18 protein-coding genes are annotated in these 21457 nt (G+C 37.9%); 6 read left to right on the top strand and 12 right to left on the bottom strand.

The features are described from left to right. The 3 genes from P20495_RS20035 to P20495_RS18110 form a co-directional block, all read right to left on the bottom strand. Nucleotides 1-3020 (bottom strand): PQQ-binding-like beta-propeller repeat protein (locus P20495_RS20035; protein WP_138950615.1); only part of this gene is annotated, 3020 nt, incomplete at its 3' end. Further along, entirely contained in the window at nt 2999-4222 is a 1224-nt protein-coding gene (locus P20495_RS18105) for a hypothetical protein (RefSeq protein ID WP_008133863.1), read from the bottom strand. The genes P20495_RS20035 and P20495_RS18105, both read right to left, overlap by 22 nt. A 1127-nt stretch (nt 4223-5349) precedes the next feature. Beyond that, nucleotides 5350-6108, bottom strand: coding sequence for a hypothetical protein (locus P20495_RS18110; RefSeq protein ID WP_008133860.1), 759 nt, complete (start codon nt 6106-6108; stop codon nt 5350-5352). A 300-nt stretch (nt 6109-6408) separates the two neighbouring features. Here P20495_RS18110 and cysB point away from each other — a divergent pair, with 300 nt between their 5' ends. After that, nucleotides 6409-7386 (top strand): HTH-type transcriptional regulator CysB, encoded by a 978-nt coding sequence (gene cysB, locus P20495_RS18115; RefSeq protein ID WP_007375573.1) that lies wholly within the window; start codon nt 6409-6411, stop codon nt 7384-7386. 184 nt (nt 7387-7570) lie between these two features. Here cysB and P20495_RS18120 read toward each other — a convergent pair whose 3' ends face one another. From P20495_RS18120 to P20495_RS18145, 6 genes are all read right to left on the bottom strand, one after another. Continuing rightward, nucleotides 7571-7849, bottom strand: coding sequence for a peptidylprolyl isomerase (locus tag P20495_RS18120; protein ID WP_008171402.1), 279 nt, complete (start codon nt 7847-7849; stop codon nt 7571-7573). A gap of 99 nt (nt 7850-7948) precedes the next feature. Next, nucleotides 7949-8371, bottom strand: coding sequence for a thiol-disulfide oxidoreductase DCC family protein (locus P20495_RS18125; protein ID WP_008133855.1), 423 nt, complete (start codon nt 8369-8371; stop codon nt 7949-7951). 27 nt (nt 8372-8398) lie between these two features. After that, nucleotides 8399-8926, bottom strand: coding sequence for a response regulator transcription factor (locus P20495_RS18130; RefSeq protein WP_008133853.1), 528 nt, complete (start codon nt 8924-8926; stop codon nt 8399-8401). Continuing rightward, entirely contained in the window at nt 8923-10164 is a 1242-nt protein-coding gene (locus tag P20495_RS18135; RefSeq protein WP_008133852.1) for a HAMP domain-containing sensor histidine kinase, read from the bottom strand. Before P20495_RS18135 ends, P20495_RS18130 begins: the two co-directional genes overlap by 4 nt. A gap of 61 nt (nt 10165-10225) precedes the next feature. Next, the gene (locus tag P20495_RS18140; RefSeq protein WP_008133851.1) at nt 10226-10630 is read right to left on the bottom strand and encodes a DUF4440 domain-containing protein; all 405 of its coding nucleotides are present in this window, start codon (nt 10628-10630) and stop codon (nt 10226-10228) included. Between the two features lie 8 nt (nt 10631-10638). Further along, a complete protein-coding gene (locus P20495_RS18145) occupies nt 10639-11946 on the bottom strand; it encodes an amidohydrolase family protein (protein WP_008133850.1) in 1308 nt (435 codons plus the stop codon). Between the two features lie 153 nt (nt 11947-12099). Here P20495_RS18145 and P20495_RS18150 point away from each other — a divergent pair, with 153 nt between their 5' ends. After that, the gene (locus P20495_RS18150; RefSeq protein WP_008133848.1) at nt 12100-13179 is read left to right on the top strand and encodes a ketoacyl-ACP synthase III; all 1080 of its coding nucleotides are present in this window, start codon (nt 12100-12102) and stop codon (nt 13177-13179) included. Between the two features lie 70 nt (nt 13180-13249). Beyond that, a complete protein-coding gene (locus P20495_RS18155) occupies nt 13250-13636 on the top strand; it encodes a VOC family protein (protein ID WP_008133847.1) in 387 nt (128 codons plus the stop codon). Nucleotides 13637-13674: 38 nt separating this feature from the next. Here the strand turns inward: P20495_RS18155 and P20495_RS18160 are convergent, their stop codons facing one another. Continuing rightward, nucleotides 13675-15039 carry a M17 family metallopeptidase gene (locus P20495_RS18160; RefSeq protein WP_008133841.1) on the bottom strand — a complete coding sequence of 455 codons (1365 nt, stop codon included), beginning with the start codon at nt 15037-15039 and terminating at the stop codon, nt 13675-13677. 88 nt (nt 15040-15127) lie between these two features. Next, a complete protein-coding gene (locus P20495_RS18165; protein ID WP_033014970.1) occupies nt 15128-15550 on the bottom strand; it encodes a hypothetical protein in 423 nt (140 codons plus the stop codon). A 105-nt stretch (nt 15551-15655) separates the two neighbouring features. Between P20495_RS18165 and P20495_RS21415 the strand changes: the two genes are divergently transcribed. The 3 genes from P20495_RS21415 to P20495_RS18175 all read left to right on the top strand — a co-directional run bounded on the left by P20495_RS21415 (nt 15656) and on the right by P20495_RS18175 (nt 20491). Beyond that, nucleotides 15656-15814: an oxidoreductase-like domain-containing protein gene (locus P20495_RS21415; RefSeq protein WP_008133839.1), complete on the top strand. Its 159-nt coding sequence runs from the start codon at nt 15656-15658 to the stop codon at nt 15812-15814. Between the two features lie 336 nt (nt 15815-16150). Beyond that, nucleotides 16151-18808 carry a TonB-dependent siderophore receptor gene (locus P20495_RS18170; protein WP_008133838.1) on the top strand — a complete coding sequence of 886 codons (2658 nt, stop codon included), beginning with the start codon at nt 16151-16153 and terminating at the stop codon, nt 18806-18808. A gap of 249 nt (nt 18809-19057) precedes the next feature. Continuing rightward, complete coding sequence (locus P20495_RS18175; RefSeq protein WP_008133837.1) at nt 19058-20491, top strand: sulfotransferase; 1434 nt, start codon at nt 19058-19060, stop codon at nt 20489-20491. Here P20495_RS18175 and P20495_RS18180 read toward each other — a convergent pair. Continuing rightward, nucleotides 20488-21396 (bottom strand): alpha/beta fold hydrolase, encoded by a 909-nt coding sequence (locus P20495_RS18180; RefSeq protein ID WP_008133836.1) that lies wholly within the window; start codon nt 21394-21396, stop codon nt 20488-20490. The genes P20495_RS18175 and P20495_RS18180 overlap by 4 nt on opposite strands. Between the last annotated feature and the right edge of the window lie 61 nt (nt 21397-21457).

Genomic DNA, 21457 nt, shown 5'->3' with positions numbered 1-21457 from the left:
TCTATATCCTCCCAATGTAACGCGTTTAACGTAACACTTGTTCGATCAATTATGTGCACTTGCTGATCGTCTGTTGTTACATAAATTTTATCATCTGCTGCAACAATTGGTTGCTGACTAATACTACTTGGGAAAATATACTGCCACTGAATAGCACCAGTACTATGGTTTAGTGAATAAAGCGCTTTATCCATCGATCCAACATACACGTTACTATGTTGATCTATTTGTGCTGCCGCTTTAATAGAGCCTCGTGTTTTAGTAACCCATTGCTCTCGACCATCATGATCTAAAGAATAAATGTTATGGTCAAACGAGCCTACAATTATATTATCACGACCATTTTTAGTCGTTAACAACGGCATAGCAATAACTTTACCGTCAGTTTTAACCTTCCAACGCTCATGACCTTGGGCATCTAGTGCGTAAATATCATTGCCACTGCCTACATAAATCGATCCCGTAGAGCTGACTGCTGGTGCATGTAAAATCATGTCAAAACCAGTATCAGCGCCCGTATTATCTATAATTATAGAGCCATTAGGTGCATTTGAAACTCCATTACTTAGCTCTAAATATAGCCCACCATTATTTAAGCCTTCTATCACTCGATCAGGAGCATTAAATTGTAGGTTATATTCATTAACATAACTAAGTTCAGGATTTTTGTTAATTATGTAGTTAAATACTTCTGCAGTATTTCGTAACCTAACTCCTAAATTGAGTACCTTTGAATTAAAGCCCATTCCTTTTATTTTTATGCATGTACTACCGCAGCTAGTATCAATTTCTGCTTGCTGTATATAAACGGGGATATGATTAAAGGTAAGTAGCTGCCCATTGGTACAATTATTTTGGCTATTACAAGCAGATATTTGATAAGTGTAATTACCTACTTGTGGTTGAGCGATGTTAATCGATAACCCACTCAAACTGTATAACAATTCTTTGGTAGTTGTTTGTGAATCAGCTGCAGTACCTTGCCAACGTTCTAACTTGTAATAACTCGTTAATCCATCATTATTGTTTTTCCAGCTAACCGTGTAAGGCCCACTTTGTTGTAAGTTATGACTATTAAATATAGGGGAATCTGGTAAGGGTTGTTGATTATTGACTGTAATAATTCCACATTGACTGCTACTGCCAACAGAGCTTACTTGCACCCTGCTATTATCAATGTTCTTAGCAGATGCACAATAACTAAACTCTTCATTGTGTTCAGTAAAGCTTTTTGCAATGGATACATTAATGCTTTGGTTTGTATACTCACCATAAAAAACACCATTCTCATAAAGTATATAGCTATGAGCATTAGCTACAGGGTTTATTCTTACAACATATTGGCCGTCAGTTTGTGCGCCTATAGTCACTTTAGGTATAGCTGGCGTAGGTAGCGAAACTTTACTTGTGACTACTGCACTTGTTTTAGAATTACCCGCGGCGTCAATTGCAGTCACTTGAAGAGATACATCGCCTGCTACTGTTGGTATCCAACTAAGGTTAAATGCTTTATGTTCACTATTACTAGTTGGTAAAGGTTGTGGGCTAGCTAAGCTAGGATTGATTGAAACAGATTGCTCGGTGCCATTTACCAACAATTTAAGGGACTTCAAAGCCTTAGCTTGGCTGGTTAATGCTCCTACTTTAGCTGTTAAGGTGACCGATTGACCATATACCAGTGATGTTGGTAATTGCTCAAGTCTCACACCAAATGGAGCTAATATGTTTACAGCAACACTTGTATGCGCTTTTAAACCATGAGTGTCCTCAACATATAAATAATACGAATAATTAGAGGATGTATTTTTATTAATGCTTAAACTGCACTTTGGTGTGCCTAAGTTACAGGATTTGAGTAGATTACTACCACTACACTTTGTTGCAGAGCTTGGTAAATTCCCATTAGGGTATTCGCATATTTGATAATATTTTAGCCCTTGAGCATCGCTAGCTTCTGCACTAATCGTAAAATCTTCTCCAACAAAGGGGCTGGAAGTATTTACTTTAATAGCGACTTTAGGTGTATCGTTTAAACTAACACCTAGCGTTTTAAAAACTGAGCCGCCAACGTCAGTTGCTATTGCTTTAAACGTTGTATTACTAGAAACATTTAATGAAAAAACACAGCTAAGATTAGCTCCAGAATTCGCACAACTAGATTTATATTGTGAAATGGGCTTACAAGCATTTCCTACACAAAAGCTAAGTGAATTTATCTGATTAGCACTTTGTGTATTGTCATCCGTCGCAGATAAGTTAAATGTGACACTACCACTACTATTAACTAATTTTTTATCCGAGCTTAAATTGACTTGTGGTAATTTATTTCTCTCTACTACACTAATTGTTGCAGTAGGACTTAATGTGCTTTTGATACCAAAGCTGTCTTCTGCAACAGCAGTAAAGTGATAGTCCCCGTATGTAGACCCTTTAAATGTATAGCTACAGTTATCAAATCCTGAGCTGCAGGTTTTAACAACTGTATTCTCCTTATAAATTTTTATAGCCTTAATATAATTACTAGTTTTAACTCCTTTAAAGGCAATTCCGAGGCTGTTATTTCTATAAATTGCTGATTCTGTCTTAGTAGGTTGCAGAAGTTCAACTCTTGGTGGTTCTTCAGAAATAACCGTTATTTTTTTTAAACACCTTCTAGTAGAAGAAGTACGAGACATGGGGTGATAAAACGTAAATTTTGATTCAAGTAAAAAGGTACCTAATTTATTAGGAGTTAGCAATACTTTATCTTTTAATGTTTTAACAAAATATTCATCTTGATAAATAGTTAATCCGTCAAACACAATGATTGAGTTAACAGGGAAAGGTCCACCATACCCCTCAACCATATATACGCTTACTAAATTAGATTTATTTTTATAGATTATTCTCTCGCTGTTATCGCAAGCATTTTCAAAATTAATGGTTGCATAGGTTTTTGTGCATATAAAAAAATTAAATATAAAAGCAATAAAAAATATAAAAAAATTACGAAAACCCATCATTTCAGTTCCTTTTCCCATGCAATATCCAATACTTTAGGAACAGTGTCATTGACATCATTATTGCTCTCAATAAAAAAGTTTTGTACTTTAGAAAAGAAACTTGTAACAGCAGATGACGCAGACGGAATAACCAATGCCACAACTTGATTTTCTGTTCTAAGGACGAGCTCATTATTTTGTGAAATTTTTGCATTAGAAAGTACTGAATTATTGCGATATGAAGTTGGGAGCATAAATTGATTTTTTACAGTCAATGTTTTGAGGTTATATTCAGTCACTACCCCTGAAGTATCAATACTCAACAAACTTTTATTTGCATCGGATAAGTTACTCGTCTGCGAGCTTTTTTGTGTGTATGTAGTTAAGCTACTTGAAGGAACTTGATTAATTACCGGGCTTGCGATAACTACATGGCCGGTACCTTTGCATATTGTTTCAGCAGAAAGTATTGATGTTTTGCATATTTCTCCTGCCCCATTGATTAAGCTAACACTGTAATATAAATAACCATTGCTTATAATCGGCTGATTTGCGATAACACCATTGGTATTTTTACTCCAAACAATCTGCGACTGGTCACTTACTTTATGCATGAAGCCATCTTGCGTCGCTACGTAGGTGTAATTATCTACAGTTAAAATAGCTCTTTTAATAATATCGAGTCCAAGGTTTTCGAGAGGTTGCAAGTAACCACTTAAATCAACAGGTTGTAACACGCGGGGTTGATTTACCACCACTGCTAACTCTTGTGTTGCAGTATTTCCAAATCCAGTAGTAGATAACTCAAATGAAGCATAGTCATGTAAAGTTAATGTTTTACTTCCACTAAATGGTAATGCAATATAATTTGTATTATTTACCTTTAAGTTAACTTCGCTAGCACCTAAAACATTCCAAGAAACAACAATATCATCACCTACATTTACCAAGCTTTTATTAGTATAAAACGAAGTGATTTGTAGAGGGAGTCTGCTGATATTATTAACATTGGTCCAATCTGAACAACCATATTGATGACAGCCCCTAACCCTAAACTCATCGCCATAGCTTTTGCTTGCCTGATATTCATTTGTAGACACCTGATCGGCAACTAATTGCCAACTATTATTAACTTTGCGTTCAATTACATAATAATCACTATTGGAATTGTCAGTCCATTGTAATAAATATTTCTCGGCGGTTTCTTTAATCGATAAGTAATTGGTTTCATCTGGGTACAATTCTATTGGGACAAAAATTGTTATTCCGGAAACGCTTATTGGAGCATATGCTTGCTCAAATTCTTGTTCGGCATTTAGCGATAGAGTTAGAAAAAGGCATAAAAAATATGCACACGAAAAAGAGGGAGAATGTAGCTCACTATAATCCTTTAATTATTATTTACTTATCCTAAATATAATAATACTAAGGAATAAATATAGGTACAATAAGCTAAAAGGATGGCATTATGAACTTTACCTGAATGCTTTAGGTTGGATATTATTTAAGTTTTAGTGCTCGAGATCCGATTTCCGTAAATGATCTTTAGCACATAAAATTAGGCTAGGTGTCATCGTTATTTTTCAAGGAGGTGTTATTATTCACAGTAGTATAAAGGACTTAACTTCAACCCATCCTCTTCGGTTCCCGTAAATGATTTTCACCACATAAAATTATGCAGGGTGTCATCATTATTTTTTAGTAACTTTGCTTTTCAAAAAGACTGCGACGCACCATTACAGTGATATTAAATAAGATGAAAAGCATTAATTTTTTATGTTTATAAACTAACTCGTTTTGACTAAAAGGGAACGCCTATATGTGTCTTTGTTATTTCCTTTATTTATACTTATCAATAAAATAACCTAATTTATATGCGACTAAAAATGTAACTATCAGTATAGCCAAGGATATACTCAACCTTTTGAAGGCAATTGACTTCAGTTCAATAGGATTAAGTAAAGCAGCTAATAAATTGCCGAGCACACTTAAAAATGATACTAGGAATAAAAATAAAAGAACGAAACCAATAATTTTTTCAATCATTTAATTACCATATATAGATTCTTGGCTAAGTAATAGTTGCTTCAAAACCAAAGTAGACTGCCACATTAATTGGACTAACAAAACTGCGCCACTAAATTTACTTTTTTGGCTAAAGTTTATTTTTCATTCCATTTTTCGCTAAGGAAATTAGGATGGGTGTTAGATTTATCATTCGAGTACCGATTACCTGTAACAACACGACAAGCTGATCAAGCATTTTAGCTGAGGGGTAGGCTGAAATAAAAATATAAAAAGCCAGAAAGTTTCTGGCTTTCAAATAACAATTTAAGATGAAAGGATGCTTATCGCTGATAACACATATTTACCATTTCTTTTTAGGAGCAAATAATACATCCAATTCGTCCTGCTCTTGTTCGTTTTTCTTTTTAAGCGCATTAGCATTCGATGCCCGAAGCTCTACACTAATTGCTTCTAGATAACCTTCCACTTCTTGACGTTTAGCTGAAACATATTCGTCAGAATAAGTAACCCCGTTAAGAGTAACTTGGGCTTTTTCAAAATATTGCCTAGCGGAACCTACCATGTTTGCCGAACGTGCTGATAAACCACGTTTTATTTGGCTTTCTATATTGATACGAAGTTGAAGCTTTTCTAATCGTTTATCTTCAACCGTAAACACTTGGCTATCAACTCGCCCTTTATTGTGTTCTGAGCGTAACACTATGCGTAATTTTTTTATACCTTGAATAAGACTTACAAGTTGTTTGTCGTTACTTGGTAAAGACAGCGAGTCATTATTATTGCCTTGAACAGGTTGTGTAAGATGCTCTTTTGCTTCACTTAACCTGTTTTTAAGCGCCTTTGAACCAGTGGAATTTGCCACCATAGTTTTCAGCGCTTCATAAATACGGCGTTGTAGTACGCGAATAATAGGTTCGGACAAAGGTATGTTGGCACTATTCACAAGTGCCTCTTCAGTCTCTTCTATTATCGCCTTTTGCTTTGTAAGCTCTTTGCGACGTTCGCCTTCTTGTTTCTCTTTGTGTTGCTGTACAGCACTTACCCAAAGCGCAATCACAATAAGTGCGACTATGAGCACAATAATAATTGAAACGATCATAGTGTAATTCTCGGATTCATATCTAATTTTTTAATCTTACATTAAATATATACTAACAGGGTAGCTTTGCGCAGTTTAACTTATAAATATGCTAAAAAAGCATTACAAGGAGGGCCTATTATAAGATTATCTCGGATAATCATTGCTATCTGAAGCATATTTATTGTGCTAGCCTTAGATCCCAAACAGATAAACATGTATGTCTAAAACTCAAGGTGAATTTTAAAATTAAAAAACGCTTGGGTTTAACACGTATTACCTTTATAAATTATATGAATAACAACGTTAAAATATGCAGCTATGAAATTACAACAACTCAGATATATCGTAGAAGTACAAAATCATAAATTAAATGTTTCAGCAACTGCTGAAAGTTTATTTACCTCTCAACCTGGTATTTCTAAACAAGTACGTATGTTAGAAGATGAGTTGGGTGTACAAATTTTTGGCCGCAGTGGTAAACATTTAACCCATGTTACGGGCGCTGGCGAAGAAATAATTAATATTTCCCGAGAAATACTTTCCAAAGTAGAAGGCATAAAAGCGGTTGCAAATGAGCATACATTACCAGATCAAGGTAAGCTTAATATTGCAACAACTCACACGCAAGCCCGCTACGCTCTTCCGAGTGTTATTCAAGGATTTATGAAGAAATATCCTGCGGTTTCACTCCATATGCACCAAGGTACACCACAACAAATATCAGACGCAGCTGCTCGTGGCGACGCAGATTTTGCAATTGCGACTGAGGCACTTCATCTTTATTCAGATTTGGTTATGTTGCCGTGCTATCACTGGAATCGCAGTATTGTTGTTGCAAAAGACCATCCTCTTGCGAAAAAAGTAAATAATTTAACTGTTGCCGACATAGCGCAATATCCGCTCATTACTTACGTATTTGGCTTTACGGGTCGCTCAGAACTAGATAAAGCATTTAGTGCACATGGTCTTGAACCCCATATTGTATTTACAGCAACCGATGCTGATGTAATTAAAACCTATGTTCGTCTAGGGTTAGGGGTCGGTGTAGTCGCTTCAATGGCAATAGATCAAATAAGTGATACCGATTTAGTCTGTATTGATGCGAGCCATTTATTTGAGGCAAGTACCACTAAAATTGGATTTAGAAAAGGCAGTTTTTTACGCACTTATATGTATGACTTCATTGAGCGTTTTGCACCGCACCTAACAAAAGAACGTGTTGAACGAGCAAGTTTATTGCGTAACCAAGATGATGTAGATAAATTATTTGCAGATATCGAATTACCAGTTAAGTAATCAATAATTTAATTAGTTAAAAACCGCGTAGATATAAAATGCGGTTTTTTTAATACTTTATAATAGTAAACAACCCAAAATTTTAGGTTAGCGCGTGTTTATCATCAAAGGTTAAATTCACAGCGATGTGGTCATTTCCCATATACAAGCAGTCACAACGCGCAAATACCAAAAAATCATTTTATTACGTGCGATAAAGTACTTTAATTACATGCCAGCCAAATTTTGTTTTAACTAGATGAGGCTCTAAAATTGCGCCTTTAAACGCAATTTTGTCAAACTGTGGGACCATTTGCCCACGACCAAATTCACCTAAATCACCGCCTTTTTTACCCGATGGGCATGACGAATACTTTTTAGCTAAGGTTTGAAACTTTGCACCTTTACCTAATTGCTTAATAATATCTTCTGCAATCTCTTTGTGCTTAACCAAAATGTGGAGTGCATGTGCTGTGTTTGCCATGAAAAAGCCTTTTATACCGTTAGCTAAAATTAAACGCGGCGATTTTAACACAACCTCATAAACCTAGCATCTACTTATATGTGAGATAAAAATACCAATTTAAAAATAATGTTTAGCATCCTCTGGGTTGGGAATTCTGCAATACTGATATTTTCCAAACAAGGTATAGCGGTTTAAAGCAACCCTATCGTATAACCAGTTATTAAACCTATTTGGCAAAATACTAAATACAGTTGCTAGCTTATATGGGTAACCTAGCTGCTTAACAACATTAAAGAAAGCATGGCTTTGCGTATACGCTTTGCCGTTTTCTAGGTAAACCATTGAAGCATATTCAATTGTTGAAAAACCAAAATGCGTTAACAACAGTTCCCCTTTTGGAGATTGCACGCTGCATAATTTAAAAATAGTATTTTTATCGTGAGCAATAATAAAATTACACCACGCGCTGCACAGCTTACATTGCGCATCAAATAAAATAACTTTTTGATTTTGCATTAATATAGCTGCATCATCGCTCATAACACCTCCCTTAAATTAAGTACTAAATTACTGCTGCACCGGTTTTTTTTGTAACTTGCGCTGCAAAGTACGCCTATGCATATTAAGTTGCCTTGCGGTTACCGACACATTGCCATTATTACTGTGCAGTACTTGTTGAATATGCTCCCACTCTAAGCGCTCTGGCGACATAACCGCATCATCAATAACATTCGATGCCGATGCCACAGGCTCGGTGTTAAGCGCTTTTAATAATGTTGCCATATCAACCGGCTTAGTAAGGTAATCGTTTGCGCCTAACCGCATTGCCTCTACTGCGGTTGCAATACTTGCAAACCCGGTTAGTAAAACAATATGAGTTTGGGGGAGTAAACTACGCAGCGGCTTTATGAGTGCAAGTCCGTTGTCGTCACCTAGTTTCATGTCTAATAAAATAAATTCGGGCAATAGTTTACGCGCAGCAAGTAACGCATCACTTTGGTTATGCGCCACCTCGCAGGCAAAGCTTTGTTTAGTTAAGCGCCTTGCCAGTGTGCTGGCTAAATTAATGTCGTCTTCAATTATAAGTAACTTCATGAGGCGTTATTCTCAGTGTTTACAATAGCGAGTTTAACTTTGGCGACAGCGCCGCCATCTGCATGGTTAAACAAGGTAAGTGAGCCATTTAAACGCTCAAAAGTAACATTTGATAAAAGCACAGCAAGCCCCATTCCCTGATCGCTTGGCATAAGTTGCCCGCCAAGCTCTGCTAATTGCGATGATGAAAAGCCAGGGCCAAAATCGCGAATTAACAAGTAAACGCATTCACTATGTAAGTTATCTTGCTGCCAACTCAGCTCTAATTGAGTTTTACCTTGTTTTTGATTAGCAAGCGCGGCGTTTTGCAATAAATTTAAAATAGCAGGCAATAACATCGCATCACTCAATAGCGTTGCCGCAATAGGTGGCGTAATCCATTTAATTTGTTGATCAGGATATTGCAGTAAAAGTGTATCTGTAATTTGTGTTTGCAGCTGCTTTACGGTGGTATGCTCTTGTGAATTTTTAAGACGTAATTGCTCTGAGAGTTTTCTAAAGTCGTTAAGTTGTGTACTGCACTGAGTAAGCGGCGCTTGCATGTGCTTAACAATAGGGTTGTTTGGTTGATCTTCTAATAACTCTTCAAACAGTAACTGTAAGTTTGCAATTGGGGTCGCTAGTTGATGGGTTATTTGTGCTGCGGCCCCATCAAGGGTAACAAGCTGTTCATTACGCAATTGTTTTTCACGCACGTTTGCAATAATTCGCTCTCGCTCTTTAAGTGCCCTGCTCATTGCGCCAATAACAAGTGCAATTACGCTGGCACTTAAAACAAAATTAACCCACATGCCAATAAAATGACCACTCATATTCATTTGATGCATACTGTGATCGGGCATATTTATAAGTAAAAAACTGTATGCGGCAATGGCTAATACCGCAATATAAGCTAATCCTTTTTCTCGCAGCGTAACAGCAGCTATCATTATCGGGAGCAATAATAACGAAACAAATGCATTGGTCGCACCGCCGCTTAGCGATAGCAAAACCGTTAAAAATAATACATCAGCGGTTAACTGCATCAACATACCCAAAGGTTTAGCACGGCTTACATTTCGATAAGCAAATAGGCTAATAAGCTGAAACACAGCCTCAACGGCAATAACAATAAGTAAAGGCAGTAATGCAATTTGATGCTCTAATAAAAAATAAACGCTAAGCACCGCAATTAATTGCACGGCAATAGCGCCGCTTCGCAGCATTAATAGTCGACTAATGGTGGGGTCGGTACGCATTAACAAGAGGTAATTGCCCAATCAAATGTTTAATAAGGTTATTTTAACGGTTATGTGATTTTTAATCATCATCCATCGAAATTGAAAACGGTGCACAAGGCGTTCCTTGATGAAACACCATTTTCCATTGTTCATTACTTTTACGCCAAAGCGACATACGTAAAGAATAATTAAACTCAGCGCGAGCAGAGCGCCTATAAGCTGCTTGATAACTAAGTTGCACTACATCATCGCTTAGCATTCGGCCCTTAAAATGCTGATTATAAAACTGTGGCACAACCTCGGTAGGTAAGCGGGTAAGTACTTGGTATTTATTAAAGGTAGTGCCATTGGCAGCAATTTCGATAAATTCATCATCGAGTAAAGCATCTAATGCGCGCTCAGATTGGCGAACTTCTGGGTCTAGTAACTGGCGCTCAGCGTCAATCAAATGATTAAACAACGACACTTTTATTTTGCTGCTCATAACCTTCCCTATTGTTTATAAACTTGCCCGGCTTTCATAACAAATTGCACGTTTTTCAGTACGTCGATATTTTTAAGCGGTGAGCCATTCACACTGATAATATCTGCTTGTTTACCAACACTCAAGTCGCCAATGAGTGCGCTTTGTCCCAGCAGTTTAGCTGCATGTATGGTTGCTGATTTAATCGCTTGGGCTTCGCTCATACCATTGTTTACCATTAAACTAAATTCGTTAGCATTGAGCCCATGACGCGACACCCCAGAGTCTGTTCCAAAAGCTATATTAACCTTATTTTTCAGTGCAAGTTTAAACGAAGCCTGCATTTTTGGAGTTACTTCACGCACTTTATCGGCTATTGCCGGTGGCATATTTGGATTTGTAAGCACCTCTTCACTTACCGTTGCACCCGCTAAAAGCGTCGGTACTAAATAAGCTCCCGTTTTTTTAAATAACTTTATTGCCTCTTTATCTAAGTAAGAGCCATGCTCAATAGAATCCACACCGGCTTTTAAGGCCGCTTTTATACCTTGTGTACCGTGTGCATGGGCTGTAACTTTACGCCCTAAGTGGTGAGCCGTATCAACTATTGCAACCAGCTCTGCATCTGTAAGTTGTTGGTTAACACCAGCAGCGGTATTACTTAGTACTCCACCCGTGGCAGTAATTTTAATTACATCAGCACCACTTTTAATTACCTCGCGTACCGCACGGCTACAATCATCCGCGCCATTACAAATACCAATCCCGCCTGTAACCGCATCTGTAATATCTTTTCGATATCCGTGCATATCTGCGTGTCCACCGGTAGGCGATATTGTATTACCCGCTGCAAAAATGCGAGGGCCGTTAATATCATTTCGCTCAATAGCGCGTTTTAGCGGAAATATTACTTTGTGATCGCTACCTAAATCTCGCACTGATGTAAAACCTGCATCGAGCGTACGTTGTAAATATTTAATTGAGCGCAAAGCATAATCCGCATCGTATTCTGTAGCCCAACGGTGAGGATTTGCTTTAGCATCTCGCTCAAACGTAACGTGAACATGCATATCAATAAGACCAGGCATTACAAATTGATTTTTAAGATTGATAATATCGGCATCAGGTAGGTTAAGTTCTGCTTTTGTGAGGTAGCCGTTTTTAATGGCTGTTATTGTATTATCTGTTATGACTAACGTTTGCTCTGTTTTTACTTTTTGATCCTCGGATGCAAGTAAACTGCCCGCATAAATAATTTTATGCTGTTGAGCAAAAGCCCCATTTGCTATTAATGCCATAGTTATTGAAGTGAATGTTGTTATTAGTGTTGTTTTCATACTTGCTCCTTTTTTATACTAGCATTACCTTAAATAACCTGTAATTGCGAATATTTACGATACAAAGCATGCTATAAACTAGTCTTGAAAGCCGTTTTTTGGTATAACTCCCCCATAAGTAACACATGTCAGACCACCTTAAGAGAACATACTATGCCTTACGCACATATCACTGGTTGGGGTAAATGCATTCCACCAGCAAGCATTAGCAACGATGAAATTAGTGAAATAGTTGATACCACCGACGAGTGGATAACCACGCGTACAGGCATTAAATCTCGCCGAGTGAGCCATGTAAGTACCGCCGAGCTGGCAACTGTTGCTGCTAAGCATGCTATTGCGTGCGCAGGCGTTGATCCTAAAGATATTGATTTAGTGATATTAGCAACCTGTACACCTTCTACTGTTGTGGCAAATACCGCCTCACAAGTGCAAAAAAATATTGGTGCAACAGGCGCTGCCGCAATGGATACAAACGCGGCATGTTCGGGCTTTTTATATGCATTGCAAGCTGCTACAGCACAAATTCAAGCGGGTATGATCAAAAAAGCAGTGGTCATTGCCGCTGAGCGTATGACCTGGTACGTAAACTGGGCACGTCGCGATAGCGCTGTTTTATTTGGCGATGGCGCAGGTGCAGTAGTACTTGAAGCGGCAGATACGCCAGCTGGTTTACTAGCAACCAAAACTGGTTGTGACAGTGAAGACCGCGATATTTTACACATCACTAACTTTGGTAGTGATTTAAATAAATATGAGCCAATTGGTCCATCTGATTTATTATTTGAAGGTCGTGAAATTTTCAAACGTGCTGTTAAAGGAATGAGCGAAGCGTGCGACGATGTACTTAAACAAGCCGATTTGAGCCTTGATGACATTAATGTACTCGTTCCACACCAAGCTAACTTACGTATTATTCAGGCTATTCAGCATCGTTTAAAAGTACCTGACGAAAAAGTAATGGTTAACATTGGTGAGTACGGTAATACTTCTGCTGCTACGATTGCTATTGCGTTATGTGAAGCCGTTGAGCAAGGGTTAATTAAACCGCATTCAAACATTATGTCTGCTGCATTTGGTGCAGGCCTTACGTGGGCTGCAAGTTACATAAAATGGGGCGAACGCGTAACGCCTATTAGTGTAAGCGATGCCGCTTTACCGCCATGTGATAAAACCGGTTTAGAACTTGTAGCACCGGCCGTTAAAGCATGTAAAGAAGCGCAGCCAAGCTAATACAACATGTAGTAAGTCACATATAAAACGCACTTAATTAAGTGCGTTTTTGCTTTTTAAGGAATTAAATTTGAAACTTTTCGGTATTCACCACGCTGCGATTATTTGTAGTGACTATGCGCGTTCTAAACACTTTTATAGCAATGTACTTAAACTTAACGTTATTAATGAGCACTTTAGAGCTGATCGTAATTCATATAAATTAGATTTAGCCATGCCCGATGGTAGCCAAATAGAGCTATTTTCGTTTGATGGATCGCCCGCAAGACCAAGCTATCCCGAAGCACAAGGCTTAAGACATTTAGCTTTTAAGGTAGCGGATGTACAGATTGCTAAAACGTATTTAGAGTCGTGCGAAGTAAACGTTGAGGATATTAGAGTGGATGAAATAACCGGCAAAAAGTTTACCTTTTTTGCCGATCCAGATAACTTGCCACTTGAGCTTTATGAGGTTTAAAACTCATAAGCTCAAGTTCTTACTATTGAATCAAAAACTTATTTATTAAAACGATTTTGTAAGTAGTTAAATACAGCACGAATACCTAATGCTTCACCACCCGTTGGACGACCTGGTAATGCACGTAAGTTCCACGCCATTACATCAAAATGTACCCACGGTGTTGTTGGTTCAACAAATTCTTTTAAGTAAAGCGCTGCAGTAATAGCACCACCAAACGGTGTACTTGCGCAGTTTGCCATATCGGCTACATCACTTTTTAGTAAGCTTTTGTATTGCTCAAACAACGGAAGTTGCCAAACAGGATCATGGACACTTAAACCTGCATCAATAATACCGTTTGCTACATCGCGCTCTGTTGAGAAAAAGCCCGGAAGCTCCGTGCCTAACGCAACACGACATGCACCCGTGAGGGTAGCAAAATCAATAATTAGCTCAGGATTATCGTTTTGTGCTTCGCTTAATGCATCACACAATACTAAGCGCCCTTCTGCGTCTGTATTATCAATTTCGACCATAATGCCTTTGCGTGTTTTAACAACATCGCCAGGGCGAAATGCATTGCGCGATACTGCATTTTCAACAGCAGGTACAAGCACTCGCAATCTAATTGGTAAGTTAGCTGCCATAATAAGCTGAGCTAGTGCAATTACGTGCGCCGCGCCGCCCATGTCTTTTTTCATGTTACGCATGCCAGAGCTTGGTTTTAAATCAAGTCCACCTGAGTCAAAACATACGCCCTTACCTACTAGTGTAATTAATGGAGCATCTGTTGCACCCCATTTTAAATCGAGTAAACGCGGTTTATTTTCGCTTGCACGACCCACCATGTGAATAGTCGGGTAGTTTTGCTCTAGTAACTCATCGCCAATCCACTGTGAAAATTCGCCATTGTAAGTTGCAGCTAAATCTTCCATTACTTGCGATAAATGTTGCGGCATCATATCTACCGCTGGAGTATTTACTAAATCACGTGCAAGTGTAATGGCATCAGCTTGTTGGCTAATGCGTTCATATAACGCTTTATCGCTAATGGCTAATTGCGCTTTTGCTGTTGGTTTTTCTTTATATTCACTAAATTCGTAACCACCAAGTACAAACCCTAAAGCAACCTGCTCTACAAAAGCGCTGTCGCCTTGAATTTGATAAGTACCTGTAGGAAGTGTATTTGCTAAATTACCCGCAGCCCAAAAATCATCGCTGCTTTGCATTAAACAAAATACCTGGCTTAACTCGCCCGTTTTAGCATCAGGAATTAAAGCAACACCTTGCTTTTCAAAACCTGTATTAGTTAACCAATTTTGTATAAATGCAGGCTGCTGTGCGTGCCAGTCAGATAATTCGTTTTTTAAAATAAAAGATAAAGGAATACCAGAAGATGTATGACGTAGTAATGCACTCATTAAATAGCTCGTATAATATAAAAATGGTACTTAAGAGCATATCAATAAGCGCACCTAAAAGGTATCGCTAATTTAACGGTTTGTAAGATTACTTTTTAGTCTGTTTTTTTTGAGTTTCTTTTTGATTTTCTTGATTAATTTCTGCGTCGAGCTCTTTAATTGATTTGTTCATGTTAAAGGAGCTAGGTAGTACATCCACCCCAACTAAACCTCCTAATTTAACCACTAAGGGAATAGTGATAGGCGCAAATGGTAATACAGCAAATACACCCAAGCCAAGGCCCTTTAAAATATCGACAAATTGTTCGTTGGCACGCTTTAACTCAGCTTGATTTGTTTGTCCTTGCGTATAGCGCCTATAAATAGAAAGCATTTCTTTTGTTTCTTGTTTTTCTTGGGCGAGTGCGATTTTAAGCGCCACCATAGCACGGCGAAAACGCAGCTGTTGGCGTTTTTTACTAATTTTAACTACCCGCCAAGGTGCACGGTGAATAACTTTATATAATCGCATAACATGCATTTTCACACAGGCATCCATGTTCACAAAGAATAATTTACTTGATTCGCCTCATCTACTATTATTTGCACCAAACTAGTGCCGAATAAATTTATTTCCATGTTCAAAGAAAATACTAAAAATATTTTAAAACCTGAAAAACCAAAATCTGATGAATGTTGTGGCGGAGGCTCTTGCTGCCCGTGTGTATGGGATACATACAAAGAAAAGCTTAAAAAATGGCAGCTAACACAACCCAAAATAGATACAGTTAATTAACAAAGCCGACAGTTTAACAACCTGTAAAATGCATTAACTTCCCTTAAAAACACCATATTGCACTTAATTAGTCCACTTTACTTCTTATAACGCACCACTCTAGCTGCTTTTAGTTAATTTAAACTTTTGTTATTTAATAGTTAATTAATAATTGCTCTCGTTGTTTTTTATGTATAGTCTGTAATTAGGACTTCACTAGATGTGAGCTAAAACTCTAAGGGGTCAAGTAATTAAACTTCCTCCTAACATCCACTGTATTCCAGTCCAAAAATATAAAATAAGCAATACTTACAAAGTCTTACTAAACAAAAATTATTCTAACTGGGGAAAATTAGAATGAAATTAAAAAACAACGTACTAAATCAGGCAATTAAGTTTGCTCTAGCAACCACTACCGCTGGTTTATTCATCTCAAGCTCTGCTATTGCTGCAGATGAAGAACAAGCAAAGGCTAAAGTTAATAAAAATGTTGAAAAAATTGCTGTAGTAGGTACGCGTTCAGCTCCACGTTCAATTGGTGATTCACCGGTTCCTATCGATATTATTGGTGGTGAAGAGCTTGAAAAGTCAGGTAATACTGACATGCTTGAGCTTTTAAAAGGTGCAGTGCCATCTTTCAATGTTCACCAAAACCCTATTAGTGATGCAGCATCACTTGTTCGCCCAGCAAACTTACGTGGCTTACCATCAGACAGCACATTGGTTCTTTTAAACGGCAAACGTCGTCACCGTGCTTCTGTAATCGCATTTTTAGGTGGTGGTATTAATGATGGTGCACAAGGTGCTGATATCTCAGTTATCCCTAGTATTGCAATCAAGCAAGTAGAAGTACTTCGTGATGGTGCTGCAGCTCAGTATGGTTCTGATGCAATTGCAGGTGTAATGAACTTCCAACTTAAAGACGCGTCAGAAGGCGGTAAATTAGAAGTTCGCCACGGCCAGTTCTACGAAGGTGATGGCGATACAACTCAAGTATCGGGTAACATTGGTTTACCGTTTACCGACAACGGTTTTGCTAACTTAAGCTTTCAATACAAAACAGCTGATGCAACTAGTCGCTCTGTACAGCGTCCTGATGCTGCTGGACTTGCAGCAGCTGGTGTTCAAGACGTATCGCCTTTAGCTCAAGTTTGGGGCGCACCAGAAGTCGATGATGATATTTCAATTTTTGGTAATGTTGGATTAGAGCTAACAAACGATTCTGAATTTTACATGTTTGGTAACTACTCTGAGCGCGATGTACGAGGTGGCTTCTATTATCGTAACCCTACATCTCGCCCAGGTGTATATGGTGGTAACATTCGCGATGTTAATGGTGTAAATATGCGCCGCCCTGGTGATGACAACCCAGTTGGACAAACTGCTTGGGATGCTGCTACACCTACTGTTTTAGTTGGATCTTTAGACGGTTATGACGCTCAATTAGATTGTCCAGTAGTAGAAATTCAAGCTAACGGTGCACCAGATCAATCTGCAATAGATTCACTAACTTCTGCTAACTGTTTTGCATTTAATGAAACACTGCCTGGCGGTTTTACACCTAACTTTGGTGGTAACATTACCGATACTTCTTTAACAATTGGTACTAAAGGCATGTTCACTGGTGGCTTCTTAAAAGATGCATTTTATGACATTAGTGGTACGGTTGGCTTTAATGAATCTCGCTACTTTATTTACGATACAGTTAATGCGTCATTAGGCTTAGACTCACCACGCGACTTTAGTCCAGGTAAATACTCGCAACTAGAGAAAAACTTCAATTTAGATATTTCTAAAGGATTTGATTTTGATTTAGCATACGATGTAAATATTGCCGGTGGTTTAGAGTGGCATGAAGAAACATTTACAGTAACATCTGGTGATGTAGCGTCATTTACTGCAGGTGAGTTTACTGAGCAAGGTTTTGGTATAGGTTCTAATGGTTTCCCTGGTTTTAAGCCATCTGACGCGGGTGAATACACTCGTCGTAACTACGCTGCATTTGTTGATATTGAAGCCCCATTTACTGAAGATTTTTTAATGGGCTTAGCTTTACGTTTTGAAGATTACGACAGCTTTGGCACAACAACAAACTATAAAGTTATGGCGCAGTACCATGTAACGGAAGATTTAAACGTGCGTGGCTCTATTAGTACAGGCTTTCGTGCACCAACGGTTGGTCAAGCTAATGTAAGTAACGTACAAACAAGCTTAGACAATGGTGTATTACAAGATTCAGCACTACTTCCACCAACAAACCCTATCGCGGTACAATTAGGTGGTACAGAGCTTGAGCCAGAAGAATCTCAAAGCTACACGTTTGGCGCTGTATACACTATTGGTGATTTATTTTTAACACTTGATTACTACAATATCCAAGTAGAAGATCGCATTAGCCAATCAGATAAGATTAATTTAAGTCAAAGCGATAAAGATACACTTGAAGCAGCGGGCGTACCTAATGTACAGAGTCTTGCACAAGTAAGCTTTTTCACGAATGATTTTGATACAACAACACAAGGTATCGATTTAGTTGCAAACTATACAGCTGAATTAATGGGCGGTAGCTCTACTTTTAGCCTTGCTTACAACTGGAATGATACTGAAGTAACTCAATTTAGTGATATTACCGGTGCATTTAAAGTTAAGCGTTTAGAAGAAGACTTACCTAATCACCGTGCTACTTTCACATTGTCTCAACAGTGGGAATCTATCTCTGCATTTGCTCGTGCAAATTACTACGGCGAATACCAAGGCGTTCACGTAGATTACGATGCAACAGCAAAAACTGCTGACGCAGCTGTAACTATTGACGCTGAAATTACTTACTTCATGAATGAGTCAATTAGCTTCTCGGTTGGTGCTCAAAACTTATTTGATCAGGATGCTGAAAAACTTGATTTTGCTGAAGCAGCTGGCGCGCCAAATAACAACTGGGGTGGTAAGTATTACGAAACATCTCCGTTCGGTATTAATGGTGGCTTTTACTACGCTAAAGCAACATACACGTTCTAATACTTTTACATAAAGAAGTGGAGGCGAAATGTTAAGACATTTCGCCTTTTTTATTTTATAGTAAATAAAAATAATAATGAACAATACCAATTGCATTGAATAAGTGTTCTATTATAGCGCTCAGAAAATAGCGTAATAACAAGGCGAAAACTATGATATATAGTTGCTCTATATGAATAATTTTTAACGCAGTGAGTACGCTATTTAATGCGATAGAATGATTATTTTTTTAATAAAATTGGTATAACTATGCTACTCAAAAAAGCTAATCAGTTACTACAACAAAACATGCTCAAAGAAGCTGAGTTTCACTATAAGACACTATTAAAAAGCAACCCTGAAAATGGTGAAGCTTTATTTGGTTTAGGCAAAATCGCATTGCGGTTAGAGCGATTTGATGCTGCTGTGTACTTACTCCAAAAAGCGTGTGAGCGAATGCCTCATATGCTTGAGCCACTGCATGCACTAGCCGATGCGTTTAATGGTGTCAACTCACCAAAAGATGCACTTACTGTGCTTGAATATGCAAAAAGTCTAGCAAATAATAACCCTGAACCTCATTACTACTTAGCTCAGCACTATTTAACACATGGCAATTTAAATAAAGCGCATACCACATTTGCACACGCATTGAGTATGGGGATTTACCCCGTAACTGCTTATATTTTATTTGAGTTAGTTCAATTAGGCCGCTTTGACAAAGAACACAACTACATAAGTAATCTGCATCATTTATTAATGCAAACAGATAATTTACGACTCAAAATGGTGTGTTATTACGCACTCGCTAAAAGTTACGATAAACTTGAAGACATTGAACAAGCATTTACTTACTTTGTACTAGCAAATAAACTACAACGAAAATTAAGTAACTTTAATACTCAAGAGCTTGAACCTTTTTACAGCGAAATAATTAAACACAATACCAATGCCTTTATGCAAAAACGTGATAAAAGTTTTACAACTAATATTACGCCTGTCTTTATTATTGGCATGCCTCGAAGTGGCTCTACCCTTGTGGAGCAAATGTTGGCAAGCCATAGTCAGTTTTCGAGCCTAGGAGAGAGTACGAGTATTAGTAATAACGCAGTTGCTTTTATCGAACAAAAAACGGGGATTGCTTACCCGCAATGTTTAGCGCATTTAACGCCTGATTTAATCAAAAAAGCCCGCGAAATGTATATCACAACATTAAAAACAGCATCGCCCATCAGGCCTTTTATAATAAATAAACTGCCAAGTAACTACCTATCTCTTGGACTTATTTATGTCCTTTTTCCAAATGCCAAATTTATAAACTTAACGCGTGACTTTAATGCAACTGCTTTTTCAGTGTTTAGTAATTACTTTGCTGAAAACGAGCCTTATTTTTGCTCTCTCGTGGAGTTTAAGCAATACCATACTTTATATGAGAAATTAATGGGTCATTGGCAGTCTCTTGAAAATATGCCAATTTACAACATGAATTACGAAGCATTAATAAACAACCCAAAAGGTCAGCTAACTGCATTACTTAACTTTTTAGGTTGTCAATATGAAGATGGTTGTTTAGCATTTCATAAGCGTACATCAGCTGTTACTACGCTTAGTAAGCATGCCATTCGAAAGCCTGTTAATAATTCAGCACTTACAAAATGGGAACGCTATAGAGCGCCTTTGCTTAAATTGCTTGATGAGAACTAGTTAACAGAATGTACTTCAAACCAATTAAGTAAATCTTTAAATTGATCATCGCGGGCACTCGGATGGGTAAGCATATTAATATGGTCGTAATCAAAATTATGCCCGTGTTTACGACCGTAAATTCGCATTTGTTGAATGCCTGGCCCCGATTCGTCCATAAATTTTTGAATATCGATTGGCTGCGCTAATGCTTTATCTTTTACCGCAGCAATATGAAGTGTTGGCGGTAAATGCAGGCTGTTTAGCGCTTTTGCATAATCAAAATTATCATCAGAATCTATCCATGGCTTCTTTTTAGCCCATTGCATACTTTGATAATGCGACTTTTGAGTTTCATTATCGCTTCCCCACTTATAACCTTTAGCATTTAAATAGCCATGCTTTTTAGCAAGTAAAGGTGCCATAAAATACCAAATCAAATTGGCTTGTAATAATTTTTGAGGATGATTATTAAATAAAGAACGCTTAGAGCCAAAATACACACACGCTTTTACATCATTAATATATTCTGGAAAGCGTGCAAATACACTGTTCATCAATACCCCGCCCCAAGAGTGAGCAACCCAGTAGTCAGGCTTTTTACCTTCAATCAACTCTATTTGCTTAATAAAGGCTGGGATATCTTCTAAAATGGCCTCAGTTTGCCCGTATTTAGCGTCACTTGAAATAACCGGTTTACTATCACCTCGGCCACGTAAATCAGCCACATAACATCTATACCCATGCTCAGCCAAAAAAGGGGCAAGTCCTTTATTGGAGTGCGTGTAAAAAATTTTACCGTTTTCTACAGCTCCATGCATAAAAAATACGACAGGCCCTTGCTGATTTTCATCACTGATACGGCGTAAATGAAGTGTTTGTTGATCAGCTAAATTGATAATTATTGATTGCTGAGAAATTGCCACAGTTATTCCTTTTTATTATTTTCAACTCATCCTACCAGTAATATTAAATATACCAAAGGAA

The organism is Pseudoalteromonas sp. BSi20495 (assembly GCF_000241185.1).
Taxonomy (GTDB): domain Bacteria; phylum Pseudomonadota; class Gammaproteobacteria; order Enterobacterales; family Alteromonadaceae; genus Pseudoalteromonas; species Pseudoalteromonas fuliginea.
The sequence above is the reverse complement of the archived record's forward strand: the minus strand, read 5'-3'. Positions and strand labels throughout refer to the sequence as shown.